This is a genomic window from Lysobacter dokdonensis DS-58 (assembly GCF_000770795.1).
In the GTDB taxonomy this organism is placed as follows: Bacteria; Pseudomonadota; Gammaproteobacteria; order Xanthomonadales; family Xanthomonadaceae; genus Noviluteimonas; species Noviluteimonas dokdonensis.
In genome coordinates, this window is the sequence record NZ_JRKJ01000004.1 from 15,623 (window position 1) to 33,193 (window position 17,571).

A 17,571-nucleotide genomic window follows, 5' to 3' on the forward strand; every position below is an offset into this window, starting at 1 on the left:
CGTCGCTCACTCGGTCAGGTTGCGACCGTGGTAGAGCTCTTCGATCTCGCGCTTGAGGCGCGCTTCGATCTTCATGCGCTCCTTGAACGAGAGGTTCTTGGCCTTTTCCTCGAACAGGTAGTTGTCGAGGTCGAACTCCTTCAGGTGCATCTTCGTGTGGAAGATGTTTTCCTGGTAGACGTTGACGTCGAGCATCTCGTAGCGCGACTTCACGTTCTTGGCCAGGTAGTCCTGGATCGAGTTGATCTTGTGGTCGATGTAATGCTTGCGGCCCTTGATGTCGCGGGTGAAGCCGCGCACGCGGTAGTCCATTACCACGATGTCCGACTCCAGGCTCTCGATGAGGTAGTTCAGGGCCTTCAGCGGGGAAATCACGCCGCAGGTGGCCACGTCGATGTCGGCGCGGAAGGTCGCGATGCCGTTGTCCGGATGGGTTTCCGGATACGTGTGCACCGTGATGTGCGACTTGTCCATGTGCGCGACCACCGCCTCGGAGATCACGCCCTTGGCGAGCGACTTCTCCACGACCGGCTGTTCGCTGATCAGGATGGTGACCGACGCGCCCTGCGGGTCGTAGTCCTGGCGGGCCACGTTGAGGATGTTGGCGCCGATGATCTCCGCCACGTCCGTGAGGATCTGCGTGAGGCGGTCGGCGTTGTATTCCTCGTCGATGTATTCGATGTAGCGCTGGCGCTGCTCTTCCGACACCGCGTAGCAGACGTCGTAGATGTTGAACGACAGCGCCTTGGTGAGGTTGTTGAAGCCCTGGAGCTTGAGGCGCGGCAGCGGCTTGACCATCGGTCGAGTCCTTGGGTGGTGCACGGCGAGGGGGTGCCGTCGAGGGGCGCGATTATGCGGCATGCGGCCCGGAAGCGGCATCGCGTGGCGTGCACGTATCTACCGCTGCTCCGGAATTGGGCCTAAGCTGCGGCGATCCCCCTGTTCCACACCAAGCTCCAACCACCCGGATCCCCTGACCGCGCCCATGAGCCCAACCTACCCGTTGCACTCCACCCCGCTCCGACGCGCCACCAGCCCCCTCGCGCCCGACGCCCAGACGCTCGAGCGCTTCCTCGCGCAATGCCACCGCCGCCGCTATCCCACGCGCACCGACGTGTTCCGCCCGGGCGATCCGGCCGGCACGCTCTATTACGTGGTCAACGGCTCGGTGAGCATCATCACCGAGGAAGACGACGGCCGTGAGCTGGTCCTCGGTTACCTCGGCACCGGCGAGTTCGTCGGCGAGATGGGCCTGTTCATCGAAACCGAGAAGCGCGAAGTCGCCCTGCGCACGCGCACCCCGTGCGAGCTGGCGGAAATCAGTTACGAGCGCCTGTACCAGCTGCTGCTCGGCCCGCTGGTCAACGATGCGCCCAAGATCCTCTACATGATCGGCGCGCAGCTCTCCCGCCGCCTGCTCGACACCAGCCGCAAGGCCGGCCGCCTGGCCTTCCTCGACGTCACCGACCGCATCGTGCGCACGCTCCACGACCTGGCCCGCGAGCCCGAATCGATGAGCCATCCGCAAGGCACGCAGTTGCGCGTCTCGCGCCAGGAGCTCGCCCGCCTGGTCGGCTGCTCGCGCGAAATGGCCGGCCGCGTGCTGAAGAAGCTGGAAACCGAGGGCAAGCTGCACGCCCGCGGCAAGACCGTCGTGCTCTACGGAACGCGCTGAGCATGACCGCCGACGCATCCGCCATGACCTTGCGGGTGCGCGGCGTCGAGCCGGGCGACGCCGACGCGGTGGCCGACCTGCTCGAAGCCCTCGGGTATCCGTGCACGAAGGCCGAGGCGAAGGCGCGGGTCGCGCACTTCCGTGAAGAAGCCCGGCAATTCCTGGTGCTCGCCGAACGCGATGGCGAACCGGCGGGCCTGGCCGCGATGCAACTGAATTACTCGCTCACGCGGGGCGCGGACGTCGCGCGCCTCACCGCGCTGGTCGTCGCGCAGGATTGCCACGGCCACGGCATCGGCCGCCGGTTGCTGCGCGAAATGGAAACGCTCGCCCGCCGCAACGGCGCGGTGCGCCTGGAAGTCACCAGCAATCCCACGCGCACCGGCGCGCATGCCTTCTACCACGCATGCGGCTACACCGACGGCTCGCGCCACTTCGTCAAGCTGCTCGGCGATTAGACCGGGTCGCCGGCACGCTCGACGCATCCCCAGTTGAGGATCGGCGTCCCCGGCGGCAACACCTTGCGGAACATCTCCACGCGCCCCGCCTTCGGGTTCACCACGACCGGCGCGCGCGCCGCCAGCAACAACGGCAAGTCCGCCGCGCTGTCGGAATACGCGACTTCGATCGGTCCGTAACCCGCCGCGCGCACCATGCGCATCTTGTTCTCGTGGTGGCAGTGGTCGCGTGTCACGAGCCCGCCGAGGAACGGACGCGACACGCTGCCGATCACCGGCAGATCCTTGTGCGCCACGAAGTCGAGGATCGCGCGCGCCAGCTCCGGCGGCGCGCCGGTGGCGACGAGCACGCGATCGCCCGCGTCCCGGTGCCGCTGCAGCACCGCCAGCGCCTTCGGCAACAGGCGCGAGCGGATGCGCTCCGCATCGTGCGCGACGTACTGATCGATCAGCGCGTCGAGCGCGCGGCGCTCGTGCAGACCCAACGTGCCGATCCACAAGTAGCCGGAAATCCCGAACCGCCGCGTCGGCAGGAACGCCACCAACGGCAACAACAAAGGGGTGGCCAGCAGCGCGGCGATGCGCCGCGGCCAACTGCGCTTGAGCAGCCACAGCACGAGATGGCCGCCGGAATCGCCGTCGTACAGCGTGTGGTCGAAATCGAAGACGACCAGGGGGGCGTCGGTCATGCGAACAACTCGCGCAAGGCGGCGCCTGGATCGGCCGCGCGCATGAAGGTTTCGCCGACGAGGAAGGCATTCACCGACGCCTCGCGCATGCGCTGCACGTCGGCGCGCGTGGCGATGCCGCTTTCGGTGACGAGGATGCGATCGGCCGGCACGGCGTCGCGCAGCGCCAGCGTGGTGTCGAGCGAAACGTCGAACGTGCGCAGGTTGCGATTGTTCACGCCCAGCAAGGGCGCGGGCACCTGCAACGCGCGTTCGAGTTCGTCGAGGTCGTGCACTTCGACGAGCACGTCCATGCCCAGCTCCATTGCGCGCACCGTGAGATCGGCCAGGCGCAGGTCGTCCAGCGCGGCGACGATCAGCAGGATGCAGTCCGCGCCGAGCGCACGCGACTCGTAGACCTGGTATTCGTCGATCGTGAAGTCCTTGCGCAACACCGGGAGCGAACACGCCTCGCGCGCCTGCTGCAGGAACGCATCGCTGCCCTGGAAATAATCGACGTCGGTCAGCACGGACAGGCAGGCGGCGCCGCCAGCTTCGTAGCTGCGCGCGATGGCCGCCGGGTCGAAGTCCGCGCGGATCAGGCCTTTCGACGGGCTGGCCTTCTTCACTTCGGCGATCACGGCCGGCAAGTCCTGCATGCGCTTGGCCCGCAACGCCTGCGCGAAGCCGCGCGGTTCGGGCATCGCGAGCGCGGCCTGACGCACCGCTTCGAGTGGCCGCGCCAGTTTGCGTTCGGCGACTTCCTCGGCCTTGCGCGCGAGGATTGTGTGCAACACGTCCTTCATCTCATCCCTTCGTCGGCTTGCCGTACGCGCGCTCGACCTTCGCCACGCGCAGTTCGAAATGCTCGTACCAGAACTTGCGGCCATGATTGCGGGTGGCGGCGTGTTCGGCATGGTGCTTCCACGCGGCGATCGCCGCCTCGCTGGCCCAGTACGAGACCGTGATTCCGAACCCGTCGCTGCCGCGCGTGCTTTCCGCACCGAGGTAGCCCGGTTGCGTGGCGGCGAGTTCCAGCATGCGATCGGCGGCCGCCGCGTAGCCCGCTTCATCGTCGCCGTTGCGCAGCGACGAGAAGATCACCGCGTAATACGGCGGTTCGGGGAGCCTGGCGAATCCGGCGTGCATCAGGCAGCCACGCCGGCCAGCGTCCGCGTGGCCGAAATGAATTCGTCGAGCTTCGCGCGCGCCGCGCCCGAAGCGATGGTGCGCCGCGCGAGCGCGATGCCCGCTTCCAGCGATTCGGCCTTGCCGGCGACATACAACGCCGCGCCCGCGTTGAGCGCGACGATCTCGCGCGGCAATCCCGGCATGTCCTCCAGCGCGGCGAGCAGCATCACCTTCGATTCGGCCGCGTCGTTGACGCGCAGGTTGCGCGAGGCCGCCATCGCGATGCCGAAATCCTCCGGATGCACGTCGTACTCGCGCACGACGCCGTCGCGCAATTCGCCGACCAGCGTGCCCGCGCCGAGCGAGAGCTCGTCCATGCCGTCGCGGCCCCACACCACCAGCGCGCGCTGCGCACCGAGCTCCTGCAGCACGCGCACCTGGATGCCGACGAGGTCGGGATGGAACACGCCCATCAGGATGTTCGGCGCATCGGCCGGATTGGTGAGCGGGCCGAGGATGTTGAACATCGTGCGCACGCCCATTTCCTTGCGCACCGGCGCGACGACCTTCATCGCCGGATGGTGCACGGGCGCGAACATGAAACCGATGCCGGTGCGTTCGATGCACTCGGCGACCGCGTCGGGCGCCAGTTCGATCTGCACGCCGAGCGCCTCGAGCACGTCGGCGCTGCCCGACTTCGACGACACGCTCCGGTTGCCGTGCTTGGCCACGCGCGCGCCGGCCGCGGCGACGACGAACATCGACGCGGTGGAAATGTTGAACGTGTGCGCGCCGTCGCCGCCCGTGCCGACGATGTCGACCATGTGCGTGCGATCGCGCACCGGCACCGGGCGCGCGAACTCGCGCAGCACGCTCGCCGCGCCGGCGATCTCGCCGACGGTTTCCTTCTTGACGCGCAGGCCGGTGAGGATGGCCGCCGTCATCGTCGGCGACACCTCGCCGCGCATGATCGCGCGCATCAGGTCCACCATTTCGTCGTGGAAGATCTCGCGATGCTCGATCGTCCGCTGCAATGCTTCCTGCGGCGTGATGGCCATCGTCAACGCTCCAGGAAATTGCGCAGCAGCGCGTGGCCGTGCTCGGTGAGGATGGACTCGGGGTGGAACTGCACGCCTTCCACCGGATGCGCGCGATGGCGCAGGCCCATGATCTCGTCGAAGCCACCGTCGGCGTCTTCGGTCCACGCCGTGATTTCCAGGCACTCGGGCAACGTGTCCTTCGCGACGACCAGCGAGTGATAGCGCGTGGCTTCGTACCCGTCGGGCAACCCGGCGAACACGCCCTGGCCTTCATGCCGGATCCGCGAGGTCTTGCCGTGCATGATCGTCTTGGCGCGCACGACGTCGCCGCCGTACACCTGCCCGAGCGTCTGGTGCCCGAGGCACACGCCGAATACCGGGATGCGCGGGCCGAGCTCGCGGATCACGTCGAGCGATACGCCCGCATCGTGCGGCGTCCCCGGCCCCGGCGAAATCATGATGCGTTCCGGCGCGAGTTTCTCGATCTGCTCGACGGACATCGCATCGTTGCGTACGACCTGGACTTCCGCCCCCAACGTCTGCAGGTACTGCACGAGGTTGAAGGTGAAGCTGTCGTAGTTGTCGATCATCAACAGCATGACAGGGCTAACTTCCTGTGGCCAAAGGCTTTTCCGTGAAAAGCCGGGCGCGTGGGGGCCGCGGTGGACGCCCATGATGCCCTGTCGCCGATCGGGGCGTCACGCAGGCGCCCTCGGCAACGCCCCGTACACCGACGCGCGCGTTCTCACGCCACCCCGGCAGGCGCCTCCATGGCCGCCAGCATGCCGGCGATGCGGGCGAGCAGCGCCTGTGCATCGTACGGCTTGGTCATCATGTCCATGCCCTGGCTGAGGAATTGGCGCAGCTCGAGCGAATGCGGCGTGTAGCCGGTGATGAACAACACCGGCAGCGCGGGGCGGGCGATGCGGGCGGCGCGCGCGAGTTCGCGGCCGTCCATGCCGGGGAGGCCGACGTCGGTGAGCAGCAGGTCGATGCGCTCGTCCGAGCGCAACAAGGTGAGCGCGCGTTCGACATCCGGCGCCTGCAGGCAGCGATAACCGGACAGCGACAGCAAGGTCGCGGTGAGCTCGCGCACCGAGTCGGCATCCTCGACGATGAGGATGCGTTGACCGTCGCCGGAGACGGGCGCGCTCGCCGATGCCGTGCCGCTCGCATGCTCGACGTGCGCCGCATCGCCGACGGGCAGCAGCAACGAAATCGTCGTGCCCACGCCCGGCGTGCTCGCGATGCGCACATCCCCGCCGCTCTGGCGCGCGAACCCGTAGGTCATCGACAGGCCCAGGCCCGTGCCCTGCCCCAGCGGCTTGGTGGTGAAGAACGGCTCGAAGACTTTCTGCAACACGTCTTCTGGAATGCCGGTGCCGTCATCCTGCACGAAGACTTCGACGAACTCCGGCGCGTCGTCGGGCACGCGCGTGCCGATGCGGATGGTGCCGCCGCCGGGCAGCGCATCGCGTGCGTTCACGACGAGGTTGAGGATCGTGTTCTCGAGTTGTCCCGCGTCGACGCGGGCGATCGCCGCATCGGCATCGAGCGTGATGTCCAGCGCGATGCGCTCGCCGATGGTCCGCCGCAGCAGTTCTTCCAGCGACGTGATGCGCGCATTGATGTCCACCGTGCGCGCATCCAGCGGTTGCCGGCGCGCGAACGCGAGCAGCCGGTGCGTGAGCGAGGCGGCGCGGCGCGCAGCGTCCAGCGCAGTGTCGGCGTATTGGCGCACGGCTTGCGTGCGGCCTTCCGCCGCTTCATCCGTGAGCAGCCCGAGCGAGGTGATGATGCTGGTCAACAGGTTGTTGAAGTCGTGCGCGATGCCGCCGGTGAGCTGGCCGAGCGCATCCATCTTCTGCGATTGCACCAGCGCTTCCTCGGTGGCCGCGCGCGCCGAGATCGCTTCGGCCAGCTGCGAACGCGCCGATTGCAGGCGTTCGTTCTGCTGCCGCTCGCGCACGCGGTGCCGGGTGACGTCCTCGACGAACACGAGGCCCTGGCCGTTGCCGTAAGGGACGACGCGCCATTCCAGTTCGCGCACCGAATCGCCCGCCACCGTCGCGAGTGCGCCGTGCCAGCGTTCGCCGCGCTGCACGTGTTCGCGCAATTGCGCGAGCGCCACGTCCTGCCCGGGCGCCAGGCGCGACGCAAGATGTTCGTCGCCCCCATGCAGGGCATCGAAGGCGGCGTTGCGCTCGTGCACGCGCAGGGCGGCGTCCACCACGGCGATGGGTGCTGCGACGTTCTGCAGGATGTCCCGCTGCCGCTGCTCGCTCGTGCGCAGGGCGTCTTCGGCGTTGCGTACGCGCAGCAGCGCGCGCAAGGTCGCGACCAGCACGCCCGGGTCGACGGGATGGATCAGGTACGAGTCCGCGCCGCTCTCCAGGCCCGCGATCATGTCCTTCGTGTGGATGGACGCGGCGGTGACGTGCACGATCGGTAGCAGCCGATGGCTGTCTTCTTCGCGCAGGCGGCGGGCGAGATCGAAGCCGGTCATGTCGGGCAGGTTGACGTCGAGCACGAGTACGTCGACGCGCGCGGTGCGAAGCGCGGCCAGGCCGTCCTCGCCCGTCGCCGCTTCCAGCACGCGCCATTGCTGGCGCTCCACCACGCGGCGCATCGCGTAGCGCGTCGCGGCGTTGTCGTCGACGATGAGGATCGTCGGCATCGGGGCCTCAACCATCGGCGTTCTCCGTCGGCGCATCGGCTTCGAGCCGCAGCGGCAAGCACACCCAGAATTCCGAACCGGCGCCGACTTCGCTGCGCATGCCCACCGTACCGCCAAGCAACTCGGCGAAGCGCTTGCACAAGGACAGCCCCAAGCCGGTGCCGCGCACGCGGCGCTGCTGCGGCCCGTCGACCTGCGCGAAGTCCTGGAACAACTGCGCCTGCATGTCCTGCGGGATGCCGATGCCGGTATCGGTGACGCTGAAGCGCGCCCATTTGTCGTCGACGCATACCGCGCCAACGCGCACGTGGCCCTTCGGGGTGAATTTCAGCGCGTTGGAAATGTAGTTGCGCAGGATCTGCGCGACCTTCTTGTCGTCGGTGTACATCGCGGGCATGCCGACGGGTTCCTCGAATACGAGATCCACGCCCGCTTCTTCGACGATCGGCCGGAACATGCCGCGCAACGCGGAGAACAGGTCGACCATCTCGAACCAGCCGGGCGAAATCGTCACGCGCCCGGCCTCGATCTTCGCCAGATCGAGTAGATCGTCGACCATGTCGGCGAGCTCGCGCGCAGCCGTGCTGATGAACTGCACCTGCTGGTGTTGCTCACCACTGAGCGGGCCATCGAGCTCGTCGTGGAGCAGGCGCGTCATGCTGAGGATGGACCCCAGCGGCGTGCGGAACTCGTGGCTCATGTACGACAGGAAACGGCTCTTGAGCTCGGAGGCTTCGCGCAGTTGTTCGGCCTGCGTGTCGAGTTCGGCGTAGAGCGCGAGCACGCCCTGGTTGGTCTCGTCGAGTTCCGCGCGCAGGCTCGCGTTCTCCACGCGCAGGCGCTCGGTTTCGATCCTGTCGTCCATCGGCGTTTCCACGTGCGTCATCGGCGGTCTCCGAGGGCCAGCGCGAGGACGGTGGCGTCGTCGCGGCCGCGGTCGAAATCGCGCAGCAGCACGGCGGCGACCACCGCCGGATGCCGCAGGGCCAGGCCCGGGTAATCGGACAGGCTCCAGCGCGTCTGCAACCCATCGCTGTGGAGGATGAGCAGCTTGCCGCCCGCGTCGGGGAAGTCGAACGCGCGTGCACCGCGATACTGCGCGCCGACGATGCCCGGGTGGGAGGCGAGCCCGCGCGAGCCTTCCAGCGAATGCAGCGCGGCGGAAATGTTGCCGATGCCGGCGAAGCGCAGGTTGCGCGGGCCATCGTCGAACTTCGCGACCGCCACCGCGCCGCCGCGCGTGCCCGACATCGCCGAATGCAGTTGATCCATCGAAGACACCGGATCTCCCGCATGGTCTTCGACGAACCCGCGGATCGCCGCCACGGCAGCGTCATGCGCGGCGATGCCATGGCCGAGGCCATCGACGACCATCGCGATGCGGGACGCGCCGTTGTACGACACGGCCCATCCATCGCCGCACACCGGCTCGCCGCCGTAGGCGCGCTGGCTCGCGCCATAACGCAGGTCGCGTTGCGCACGCTGGCGCGGATGCAGGCGCGCCATCACCACGGCGCCGCGAGCGTCGGCGAACATGTCGACCACCTGGGCCTGCCGCGTCACCGCGCCCAGGCCGATGCCCTGCGTGCCCGTCGTGGACATGCCGTCGTGCAGGCACGCGGTGAAATCGAAGCCGGGCCCCTGGTCGACCGCGATCAGCTCGATGCCGCGGCCGCCGTCGTTCGTGATCGCCTGGATCTGCAACTCGCCGCGTTGCGCATGCTTGAGGATGTTCGTCGACAACTCGGTGGCGACCAGTGCGACACGGCCGGTGTCGTCATGGTCGAAGCCGATGTCGTGCGCGATCTGCGTCGCGAGCCGGCGCGCCTGCCCGACGCGCGAGGCATCGTCGATGGGCACGGCGTGCACCATGCCGCCGGCGTGCAGGGCCTGCATCAGGCCCACTTCACCAACGTGATGCGCGTGCCGCGGCCCGCCGCCGTGTCGATGTCGAATTCGTCGACCAGGCGCTTCGCGCCGGACAGCCCGAGGCCGAGCCCGTTGCCCGAGGTCCAGCCATCCGACATCGCCAGCTTCAGGTCGGGGATGCCCGGGCCCTCGTCGCGGAACAGCAGGCGCAGTCCCTTGCGCACGCCCTTCTCGACCACCGACCAATCCATGTGCCCGCCGCCGCCGTAGATCACGGTGTTGCGCGCCAGTTCGCTGGCCGCGGTGATCAACTTGGTCTGGTCGACCAGGCGCATGCCGCATTGCGTGGCGAGCTTGCGCACGGTCTGGCGCGCGACGACGACGTCCTGTTCGACCTGCACCGCCTGGGTACCGCTGTCGAGGGTGCCGCCTGCGAAGGAGGTCATGCGGCGCTCATTTTCTTGCGCAGCCGCGCCATGCCGCGCTCGGCGTCGAGCGCGGTGGTCACGCCGGGCAGCGAGAGCCCGAGTTCCACCAACGTGATCGCCACCGCCGGCTGCATGCCGACGAGCACCGTCTCGGCATCCATGATGCGCGCCACGCCGGCGATGGTGCTGATCATGCGGCCGATGAACGAGTCGACGATCTCCAGTGCGGAGATGTCGATCATCACGCCCTTGGCGCTGGTCTTGCGGATCCGCTCGGCCAGGTCGTCCTGCAGCGTCAGCGCGAGCTGGTCGTGCATGTCGACCTGGATGGTGACGAGCAGGAACTCGCCCATGCGCAGGATGGGGATGCGTTCCATGCTCAGGCCTCGGCCTTCGACACGCGGAAGTCCAGGCGGCGCATCGCCAGCGCGAGCGCATCGGCGAGGTTGGCCTTGGTGACGATGCCCTGCAGATCCAGGCCCAGGTGGACGATGGTCTGCGCGATCTGCGGACGCACGCCGCTGATGATCGCGTCGGCGCCCATCAGGCGGATCGCGGTGACGGTCTTGAGCAGGTGCTGCGCGACCAGCGTGTCGACGGTCGGCACGCCGGTGATGTCGATGATGGCGATCTCCGCGCCCGTTTCGACGATGCGCTCCAGCAACGATTCCATCACGACTTGCGTACGCGCCGAATCCAGCGTGCCGATCATCGGCAGCGCCAGCACGCCTTCCCACAGCTTCACCACCGGCGTGGAGAGTTCGAGCAGGTCTTCCTGCTGGCGCACGATGACTTCCTCGCGCGACTTCTGGAACGTGCGGATGGTGTGCATGCCAAGCGCGTCGAGCATCTCCGACACGAGCCACAGCTGGTTCGCGAGTTCCTTCGGGTCGTCGGCGTACTCGCGCTGCAGTTCCTCGAACAGCGCGCGCTTGAGCGAGAAGATGAAGCCGGCGGTGCTCTGCGAATCGAAGCCCTGCAGTGCGCGAGTGCGCGAGAGGTTCTCGAGGAAGCCGCGCGTGTCGGCCCACTCGCGCTCTTCGAGGTTCGCCGAATCGGCGGTCGACGAAGCGGCGACCAGCAGGCGCAGGAAATCGCGCGACTGGTTGTTGATCTCTTCGGGCGAGATGCGCGCGTCGCGCATCGCGCCGATGTCTTCGAGATTGCGGGTCCAACGGGTGAGCAGAGACGATTCGTTCTTGCGCACCGCATCCACGGTACGCGCGTGCAGGACGGCCATGCTTGGTTTCCCCTGTGAAAGGCGGGCATCATGCGGCCCGCGCTTTCGCATTGGAAGCCCTTGATTTACAAGGAATTTGACGCTTCCGTCACGCGCTCGGCTGTATCGCGCGCGCGTTGCCGGTTCACTCCGGAATCGTTTCCCCGCTGCCGCCCAACTCCTTCGGGAAATCCCGCATCTTCGGCAGGCCGTCCTTCATCGGCAGCACGGTCTCCGCGTAGTTGACGTGCACGCCGGGTTCGAACTTCAACGTCGGCAACGTGGCTGCATAGACATCGATCAGCCCGAACGGCGGATGGTTGGTCATCAAGTGTCCGCCGCATTGCGTGCAGTAGCGGCGTTCGCTCGTCGGATTCTTGCTGTATTCGCCGACCGATTCCGCGCCGCGCGTCACGCGCACGGCGTCGGGCTGCCACAGCGTGAACGCGTTCACCGGCGCGGCGGCCCAACTGCGGCACGAGCTGCAATGGCAATAGCCCATGCCGACCGGCGCGCCGGTCGCTTCGACTTCGACGGCGCCGCAGAAGCAGGTGCCGCGGTACGTGGTGGTCATGACGATCTCCTGGGGGAAGGGCGCCGTGACGCCGGCGCCGTGCGTTGCGGGGTGAGCGACTGCATCGCGGCATCGAACGCGCGCAGCATCGTCGCCGGTTCATCGAGCGCCCAGGCGACGAAGCTGCCGCCTTCGAGCGCGCCGAGCAGCAGGTGCGCGGTGTCGTTCGCATCGACGCGCGCGTCGATCGTGCCGGCGGCGATGCCGGCATCGAGTTGTTCGATCAGCCAGTCCAGGTGCAACCGGAAGAAGCGCGCGACGACCGGGCGCATCGAATCGGGCAGCGCGGCGCGTTCGGCGGCCAATGCACCGCACAACGGCAGCAGGCCGTGTTCGATGCCGTCGAGGAACAGGTGCGCGTACGCGCGGAGGCGATCGCGCACGTCGTCGTGCGCATGCGCGATTTCCGCGAGCTTCGCGACGAAGCGCGCGAGGTACTCATCCACCAGCGCGGCGAGCAGCGCTTCCTTCGTCGGGAAGTGGTGGTGGATGCTGGCCTTGCGGATCGCGATGCGATCGGCGAGGTCGGCGTAACTGAAGGCCGCGTAGCCGCGGGTCCGCAGGAGGACCTCGGCTTCCGCGAGCAACCTGGCGCGCGTTTCGGGCATGCGCCCATTTGCCTACCAATTGGTAGGGAGGGCAAGCGAGGGCGTGTGTGGGTATGGGTCTTGCATCCCTCCCCTGCTTTCGCAGGGGAGGGAGAACTTCGTTACAGCGCTTCCTGCCGGTACTTCAGGTCGAACCGATCCAGCTCCATCACCTTCGTCCACGCGGCGATGAAGTCCTGCACGAAGTGCTTCTCGCCGTCGCTGGCGGCGTACACCTCGGCCAGCGCGCGCAACTGCGAGTTCGAACCGAAGATCAAATCGGACATCGTGGCGGTCCACTTCAGCGCGCCGCTCCTGCGGTCGGTCCCTTCGAACACGCCGGGCTCCTTGTCCGACGGTTTCCACGCGGTGCGCATGTCGAGCAGGTTGTGGAAGAAGTCGGTCGTCAGCGTGCCGACGCGATCGGTGAACTGGCCGTGTTTCGTGTTGCCGGTGTTGGCGCCGAGTGCGCGCATGCCGCCGACGAGCGCGGTCATCTCCGGCGCGGTCAACGTCAGCAAGGCCGCGCGGTCGATCAACGCGATCGCCGCGAGTTTCTCCGCGCCCTTGCGCACGTAGTTGCGGAAGCCGTCGAGTGCAGGTTCCAGCACGAGGAACGAATCGGCGTCGGTCTGCTCGGCCGTCGCATCGCTCCGGCCCGGCGTGAACGGCACGGTGACCGCATGCCCCGCCTTTTGCGCGGCGGCTTCCACCGCGGCGCTCCCGCCGAGCACGATCAGGTCGGCGAGTGAAATCTTCTTCCCCGACGCACTGCGGATCGAGTCGAGCTTCGACAGCACCTTGTCGAGTTCGGCCGGTTCGTTGGCTTCGAAGTTCTTCTGCGGTTCCAGGCGCACGCGCGCGCCATTCGCGCCGCCGCGCAGGTCCGTGCCGCGGAACGTCGACGCCGACGCCCAGGCAGCCTTCACCAATTGCGGGATCGTCAGGCCGGAATCGAGGATCTGCTTCTTGAGCGAGGCGATGTCCGCCTCGCCGATCGACGAAGACTCGGCCTTGGGCAGCGGATCCTGCCAGATCAGGTCTTCCTTCGGCACGAGCTTGCCGAGGTAGCGGATCTTCGGCCCCATGTCGCGATGCGTGAGCTTGAACCACGCGCGCGCGAACGCATCGGCGAACTCCGCCGGGTTGGCCAGGAAGTGACGCGAAATCTTTTCGTACGCCGGGTCGAAACGCATCGCGAGGTCCGCGGTCGTCATCATCGGCTGGTGCACCTTGCCCTTGACGTGCGCGTCGGGGACGTTGCGGTTCGCATCGCCCTTCGGCTTCCATTGGTGCGCGCCCGCCGGGCTCTTCGTCAGTTCCCATTCGTTGCCGAACAGGGTTTCGAAGTAGCTCATGTCCCACTTGGTCGGGGTTGCGGTCCACGCGCCTTCCAGGCCGCTGGTGATCGCGTGTTCGGCGATGCCGCTTTCGAACGTGCTCTTCCAGCCGAAGCCGAGTTCCTCGATGTTCGCGCCTTCGGGGTCATTGCCCACGTGCGAATCGGGGCCCGCGCCGTGGCACTTGCCGAAGGTGTGGCCGCCGGCGACGAGCGCGACGGTCTCGTAATCGTTCATCGCCATGCGCGCGAAGGTTTCGCGGATGTCGCGGCCCGACGCCACCGGATCGGGATTGCCGTTCGGCCCCTGCGGATTGACGTAGATCAGGCCCATCTGCACCGCGCCGAAGGGATTGGCGAGCTCACGGTCGCCGCTGTAACGCTCGTCGCCGAGCCAGGTGGACTCCGGGCCCCAGTCGATGGGCTGCGGTTCCCACACGTCCTCGCGGCCGCCGCCGAATCCGAAGATCGGGCCGCCCATGGATTGGATCGCGACGTTGCCCGCGAGGATCATCAGGTCGGCCCACGACAACTTGCGGCCGTACTTCTGCTTGATCGGCCACAGCAGGCGACGCGCCTTGTCGAGGTTGCCGTTGTCCGGCCAGCTGTTGAGCGGCGCGAAGCGTTGTTCGCCCGAGCGCGCACCGCCGCGCCCGTCGAAGATGCGGTACGTGCCCGCGGCGTGCCACGCCATGCGGATGAAGAACGGACCGTAGTGGCCGTAGTCGGCGGGCCACCAGTCCTGCGAATCGGTCATCAGGTCGTTGAGGTCCTTCACGACCGCATCGAGGTCGAGCGTCTTGAACTCGGCTTTGTAGTCGAAGTCCTCGAGGTTCGGGTCGGACAACTTGGCCTGGTGCAGCACATCGAGGTTGAGCTGGTCCGGCCACCAATGCGAGTTGTTCCGCGTCTTGCGGTGGGCCATCACGGGGCACTTCGACATCTCGTTCATGGGGCGGCTCCTTGTCATGGCCGGTGGCGGGGGATCACTGGGACGTTATGCCTGTGCTTCCCATCGGGAAAATCGAATGTTCGAATCGAGCCGATAGCCGCGCTGAATCGCCATCGTGCCTTCACGCGCGCACTGGCTTGCTGGGGCCATGGCAAAACTCGCGAAAGCCCTCGATCCGACCAAAGCCACGGCGCCGCGCGAGCGCAGCGGCCGTTCGAAACGCAAACCCTCCGTCGCGGCCATCGTCCGCCGCGCGCAGGGGAGCGTCGCGGGCGCCATGTTGCGCCGCTTCCTCGACGCCGATGTGATGACCCAATCGGCGGCGCTGGCCCTGTATGCGTTGCTCTCGCTCGCGCCGTTGCTGCTGTTGCTGGTGTGGTTGGTGTCGGCGTTGTTGCCCGGCGCGCAGGACGCGGTGATGGGGCAGATCGCATTGCTGGTGGGCGCGGAGGCCGAAGGCGTCGCGCGCACCATCATCGCGAACGCGGAAGCGCGGCCTGATACCGGTTCGATCGCGGGATGGTGGAGCCTGGCGTTGTTGTTCGTCGGCGCCACGGCGGTGTTCGCGCAGTTGCAGGACGCGCTCAACAAGATCTTCCGCACGGAGGCCGCGCACCTGGAAGGCATCAAGGCGTGGCTGCGCAAGCGCGTGTTCTCGCTGGGGCTGGTGTTCGCGCTGGGCTTCCTGTTGTTGATCTCGATGACGATCACCACGGTGCTGCAGGTCGCGTTCGGGCGGTTCGAATGGATGCTGCCGGTGGTGGCGAGCATTGCGGCGGGCCTGGTGTACGCCATCGGCTTCGCATTGATGTACCAGTACCTGCCCGACCGCAACGTCGGATGGCGGCGTTCGTTGCAGGGCGGCGCGATCACGGCGTTGTTGTTCGTGCTCGGCCGCGCGGCGATCGCGTGGTACCTCGCGCGATCCTCGCCGGGCGTGGCATACGGCTCGATGGGCACGCTCGTGCTCGCGCTGGTGTGGATCTATTACGCGGCGGTGATCGTGTTCCTCGGCGCGCTGGTCACCGCGGTGCTCGACGAACACGGTGGGGCGAAAGCGGGTGCGAAGGCGAAGATGAAAACCGGCGCGTGACGGTCGACGGCCGATCAGTCGGAACGGCGTAGCAGGAGCCCGTCGTCCGGCAGCGCGAAAGGACACGCATGTTCGGCGAGCACGACCCACTTGTCGCCTTCCGCGACCTTGATGTTCACCCAGCAATCGCGCGCGTCGATGAACTGGCGCGCCGGCACGTAGTTCAACTCACCGTCCTCGATGATTTCCGGGTCGCCTGCGACCAGGTCCGCGGTGCCTGCGTGGTTGGCGCCTTCGACGGTGAGCGCGTAAGCGACGCGGCGCGCATCGCGCAGATCCAGGCGCAGCGCGATCTTCCCGTCCGGCGAACGATAGTCGGCGGTCTTCGCTTCGCCGGCGCTGCAACAGGCAGCGGCAGCCGCCAGCAGCGCGGCGACGGCGAGGCGCATCGACGGGCTCACCACGGCAGGCTCGACCCGTTCGCATGCTGGAACGTGCCGGAACGCTCGGGCGTCAGCGCGTCGATGCGCGCGATCAGTTGCGAAGCCGCCTGGTCGGGCGTGACATCGCCTGCGCCGCCGACCATGTCGGTGGCCACGTATCCCGGATGCAGCAGCACGACCGACACGCCGCGCGGCGCGAGGTCGAGCGACAGCGACTTGCCGATCGCGTTGAGCGCCGCCTTCGACGCGCGATAGCCGTAGTAGCCGCCCGACGTGTTGTCTTCCATCGAGCCCATGCGGCTGGTCATCAGCGCGACCTTCGCGCCGGTGGCGAGGGAATCGCGCAACGCGCGCACCACGATCAGCGGGCCGAGCGCGTTGACTTCGAACTGGCGGCGGATCGCGTCGATGTCCAGCGGATCGAGCCCATCGCGTTCGAGGATGCCGGCGTTGGCGACGAGCACGTCGATGCGTTCATCGCGCAGGCGTTGCGCGAGCTGTTGCACGGCCGCCTGGTCGGTGACGTCGACGCCCGCCTCGACGCGCGCGCCGGTCGACGCCAGCGCATCGCTCGCGTTTCGGCAGACGCCGATCACGCGGTCGCCGCGCGATGCGAACTGCCGAGCCAGCGCCAATCCGATACCGCGATTCGCGCCCGTGACCAGGATTGTCTTGCCCATCGTTCACCGCGCCAGTTCGCCCGCGAGGGCCCGCAGCAAGGATGCCCCATCGCCGCGCCACGCACTACCGTGCATGCACGCGAGCGTCGTCGGGTTGTGGCGCGCGAGCTTTTCCAGCAATTCGCCCGCGTTCTTGCTGTGCGAGAAATAATCCATCGCGCCGCGGAAGGCTTCGCTCGGCCCGAGGATGTCGGTGTCCGTGAGCGCGGGCAGGCCGCGGCCGGGTTGCGTGAACAGGTCGCCGGACAACATCGTGCCCGTGCGTTCCTCCATCAGGAATCCGCATTCCCATCCGTGCGGCAGGTGCGGCGCGTCGATCCAGCGCACGGTGTGCTGGCCGAGCGACAACGCTTCGCCGTCGGCGAGCGCGCGCGGTGCCCGGTCGGCGAGGTCGTTGACGGACACGATGGCCGCGATCGTCCCGCACAACGGCGCGGCCTGCGGCGCGACCGCCAGCCAATCGTTGAGCGCGCCGCACTCGTCGGCCTCGACGTGCGAGAAGGCGACGTGCCGCAACCGCGTCACGGGCAGGATGCTCTCGACGCCTTCGAGCACGAACGGAAACAGCTGCCGCAGGCCCGTATGGAAGAGCAAGGGTTCGTCGTCGTCGATGAGGTACTGGTTGAACGAAAACGCGGTCCCGTCCGGCAGGTCGATGGGCGTGCTGATGCGATAGATGCGCTCGGCGATCTCGTGGACGTTGGTCCCGGTCTCGGGGTTGATGACGGACATCGCGCGGCCTCGCTGGTGGGGTCGGACAGCTGTTGCAAACGTCCCTTGCGCGATCTTCCGGCCCGC

21 protein-coding genes are annotated in these 17,571 nt (G+C 67.6%); 3 read left to right on the forward strand and 18 right to left on the reverse strand.

Going from position 1 to position 17,571, the window contains the following annotated elements; translation table 11 throughout:
• Positions 1-6: 6 nt before the first annotated feature.
• Positions 7-798, reverse strand: coding sequence for an adenosylmethionine decarboxylase (gene speD, locus LF41_RS04010; protein ID WP_036166268.1), 792 nt, complete (start codon positions 796-798; stop codon positions 7-9).
• Between the two features lie 187 nt (positions 799-985).
• Here speD and crp point away from each other — a divergent pair, with 187 nt between their 5' ends.
• Positions 986-1,675, forward strand: a complete 690-nt coding sequence (gene crp, locus LF41_RS04015; protein ID WP_036166271.1) for a cAMP-activated global transcriptional regulator CRP — start codon at positions 986-988, stop codon at positions 1,673-1,675.
• A gap of 2 nt (positions 1,676-1,677) precedes the next feature.
• Complete coding sequence (locus LF41_RS16005) at positions 1,678-2,133, forward strand: GNAT family N-acetyltransferase (RefSeq protein WP_052116119.1); 456 nt, start codon at positions 1,678-1,680, stop codon at positions 2,131-2,133.
• Here LF41_RS16005 and LF41_RS04025 read toward each other — a convergent pair.
• From LF41_RS04025 to katG, 14 genes are all read right to left on the reverse strand, one after another.
• Entirely contained in the window at positions 2,130-2,822 is a 693-nt protein-coding gene (locus LF41_RS04025; protein ID WP_036166274.1) for a haloacid dehalogenase-like hydrolase, read from the reverse strand. The genes LF41_RS16005 and LF41_RS04025 overlap by 4 nt on opposite strands.
• A complete protein-coding gene (trpC, locus tag LF41_RS04030; RefSeq protein ID WP_036166277.1) occupies positions 2,819-3,607 on the reverse strand; it encodes an indole-3-glycerol phosphate synthase TrpC in 789 nt (262 codons plus the stop codon). The genes LF41_RS04025 and trpC overlap by 4 nt, the downstream gene beginning before the upstream one ends.
• A gap of 1 nt (position 3,608) precedes the next feature.
• The gene (locus tag LF41_RS04035) at positions 3,609-3,950 is read right to left on the reverse strand and encodes an antibiotic biosynthesis monooxygenase family protein (RefSeq protein ID WP_036166279.1); all 342 of its coding nucleotides are present in this window, start codon (positions 3,948-3,950) and stop codon (positions 3,609-3,611) included.
• On the reverse strand, positions 3,950-4,990 hold the full coding sequence (gene trpD / locus LF41_RS04040; protein ID WP_036166282.1) for an anthranilate phosphoribosyltransferase: 1,041 nt from the start codon (positions 4,988-4,990) through the stop codon (positions 3,950-3,952). The genes LF41_RS04035 and trpD overlap by 1 nt, the downstream gene beginning before the upstream one ends.
• Positions 4,991-4,992: 2 nt before the next feature.
• Positions 4,993-5,571 (reverse strand): anthranilate synthase component II, encoded by a 579-nt coding sequence (locus LF41_RS04045; protein WP_036166287.1) that lies wholly within the window; start codon positions 5,569-5,571, stop codon positions 4,993-4,995.
• A 146-nt stretch (positions 5,572-5,717) separates the two neighbouring features.
• Entirely contained in the window at positions 5,718-7,664 is a 1,947-nt protein-coding gene (locus LF41_RS04050; RefSeq protein WP_237577633.1) for a response regulator, read from the reverse strand.
• Positions 7,657-8,535 carry a sensor histidine kinase gene (locus LF41_RS04055; protein WP_152599880.1) on the reverse strand — a complete coding sequence of 293 codons (879 nt, stop codon included), beginning with the start codon at positions 8,533-8,535 and terminating at the stop codon, positions 7,657-7,659. The genes LF41_RS04050 and LF41_RS04055 overlap by 8 nt, the downstream gene beginning before the upstream one ends.
• On the reverse strand, positions 8,532-9,545 hold the full coding sequence (locus LF41_RS04060; RefSeq protein ID WP_052116136.1) for an ATP-binding protein: 1,014 nt from the start codon (positions 9,543-9,545) through the stop codon (positions 8,532-8,534). Before LF41_RS04060 ends, LF41_RS04055 begins: the two co-directional genes overlap by 4 nt.
• Positions 9,545-9,964 (reverse strand): anti-sigma regulatory factor, encoded by a 420-nt coding sequence (locus LF41_RS04065; protein ID WP_036166291.1) that lies wholly within the window; start codon positions 9,962-9,964, stop codon positions 9,545-9,547. The genes LF41_RS04060 and LF41_RS04065 overlap by 1 nt, the downstream gene beginning before the upstream one ends.
• A complete protein-coding gene (locus LF41_RS04070) occupies positions 9,961-10,323 on the reverse strand; it encodes an STAS domain-containing protein (RefSeq protein ID WP_036166294.1) in 363 nt (120 codons plus the stop codon). Before LF41_RS04070 ends, LF41_RS04065 begins: the two co-directional genes overlap by 4 nt.
• Positions 10,324-10,325: 2 nt before the next feature.
• The gene (locus LF41_RS04075; protein ID WP_036166299.1) at positions 10,326-11,186 is read right to left on the reverse strand and encodes an STAS domain-containing protein; all 861 of its coding nucleotides are present in this window, start codon (positions 11,184-11,186) and stop codon (positions 10,326-10,328) included.
• Between the two features lie 124 nt (positions 11,187-11,310).
• Positions 11,311-11,739, reverse strand: a complete 429-nt coding sequence (locus LF41_RS04080; protein ID WP_036166302.1) for a GFA family protein — start codon at positions 11,737-11,739, stop codon at positions 11,311-11,313.
• Positions 11,736-12,347: a TetR/AcrR family transcriptional regulator gene (locus tag LF41_RS04085; protein ID WP_052116120.1), complete on the reverse strand. Its 612-nt coding sequence runs from the start codon at positions 12,345-12,347 to the stop codon at positions 11,736-11,738. Before LF41_RS04085 ends, LF41_RS04080 begins: the two co-directional genes overlap by 4 nt.
• Positions 12,348-12,448: 101 nt before the next feature.
• A complete protein-coding gene (gene katG, locus LF41_RS04090; RefSeq protein WP_036166306.1) occupies positions 12,449-14,617 on the reverse strand; it encodes a catalase/peroxidase HPI in 2,169 nt (722 codons plus the stop codon).
• A 148-nt stretch (positions 14,618-14,765) separates the two neighbouring features.
• On the opposite strand from katG, the gene LF41_RS04095 reads away from it, so the two are divergent.
• A complete protein-coding gene (locus LF41_RS04095) occupies positions 14,766-15,710 on the forward strand; it encodes a YihY/virulence factor BrkB family protein (RefSeq protein ID WP_084073348.1) in 945 nt (314 codons plus the stop codon).
• A gap of 14 nt (positions 15,711-15,724) precedes the next feature.
• Here LF41_RS04095 and LF41_RS04100 read toward each other — a convergent pair whose 3' ends face one another.
• Genes LF41_RS04100 through LF41_RS04110 form a run of 3 tightly spaced genes read right to left on the reverse strand, consistent with a single transcriptional unit; the run spans position 15,725 to position 17,505 of the window.
• Positions 15,725-16,099 carry a hypothetical protein gene (locus LF41_RS04100; protein WP_152599881.1) on the reverse strand — a complete coding sequence of 125 codons (375 nt, stop codon included), beginning with the start codon at positions 16,097-16,099 and terminating at the stop codon, positions 15,725-15,727.
• A gap of 8 nt (positions 16,100-16,107) precedes the next feature.
• The gene (locus tag LF41_RS04105; RefSeq protein WP_036166313.1) at positions 16,108-16,773 is read right to left on the reverse strand and encodes an SDR family oxidoreductase; all 666 of its coding nucleotides are present in this window, start codon (positions 16,771-16,773) and stop codon (positions 16,108-16,110) included.
• 3 nt (positions 16,774-16,776) lie between these two features.
• Complete coding sequence (locus tag LF41_RS04110; RefSeq protein ID WP_036166316.1) at positions 16,777-17,505, reverse strand: MBL fold metallo-hydrolase; 729 nt, start codon at positions 17,503-17,505, stop codon at positions 16,777-16,779.
• Positions 17,506-17,571: the final 66 nt, after the last annotated feature.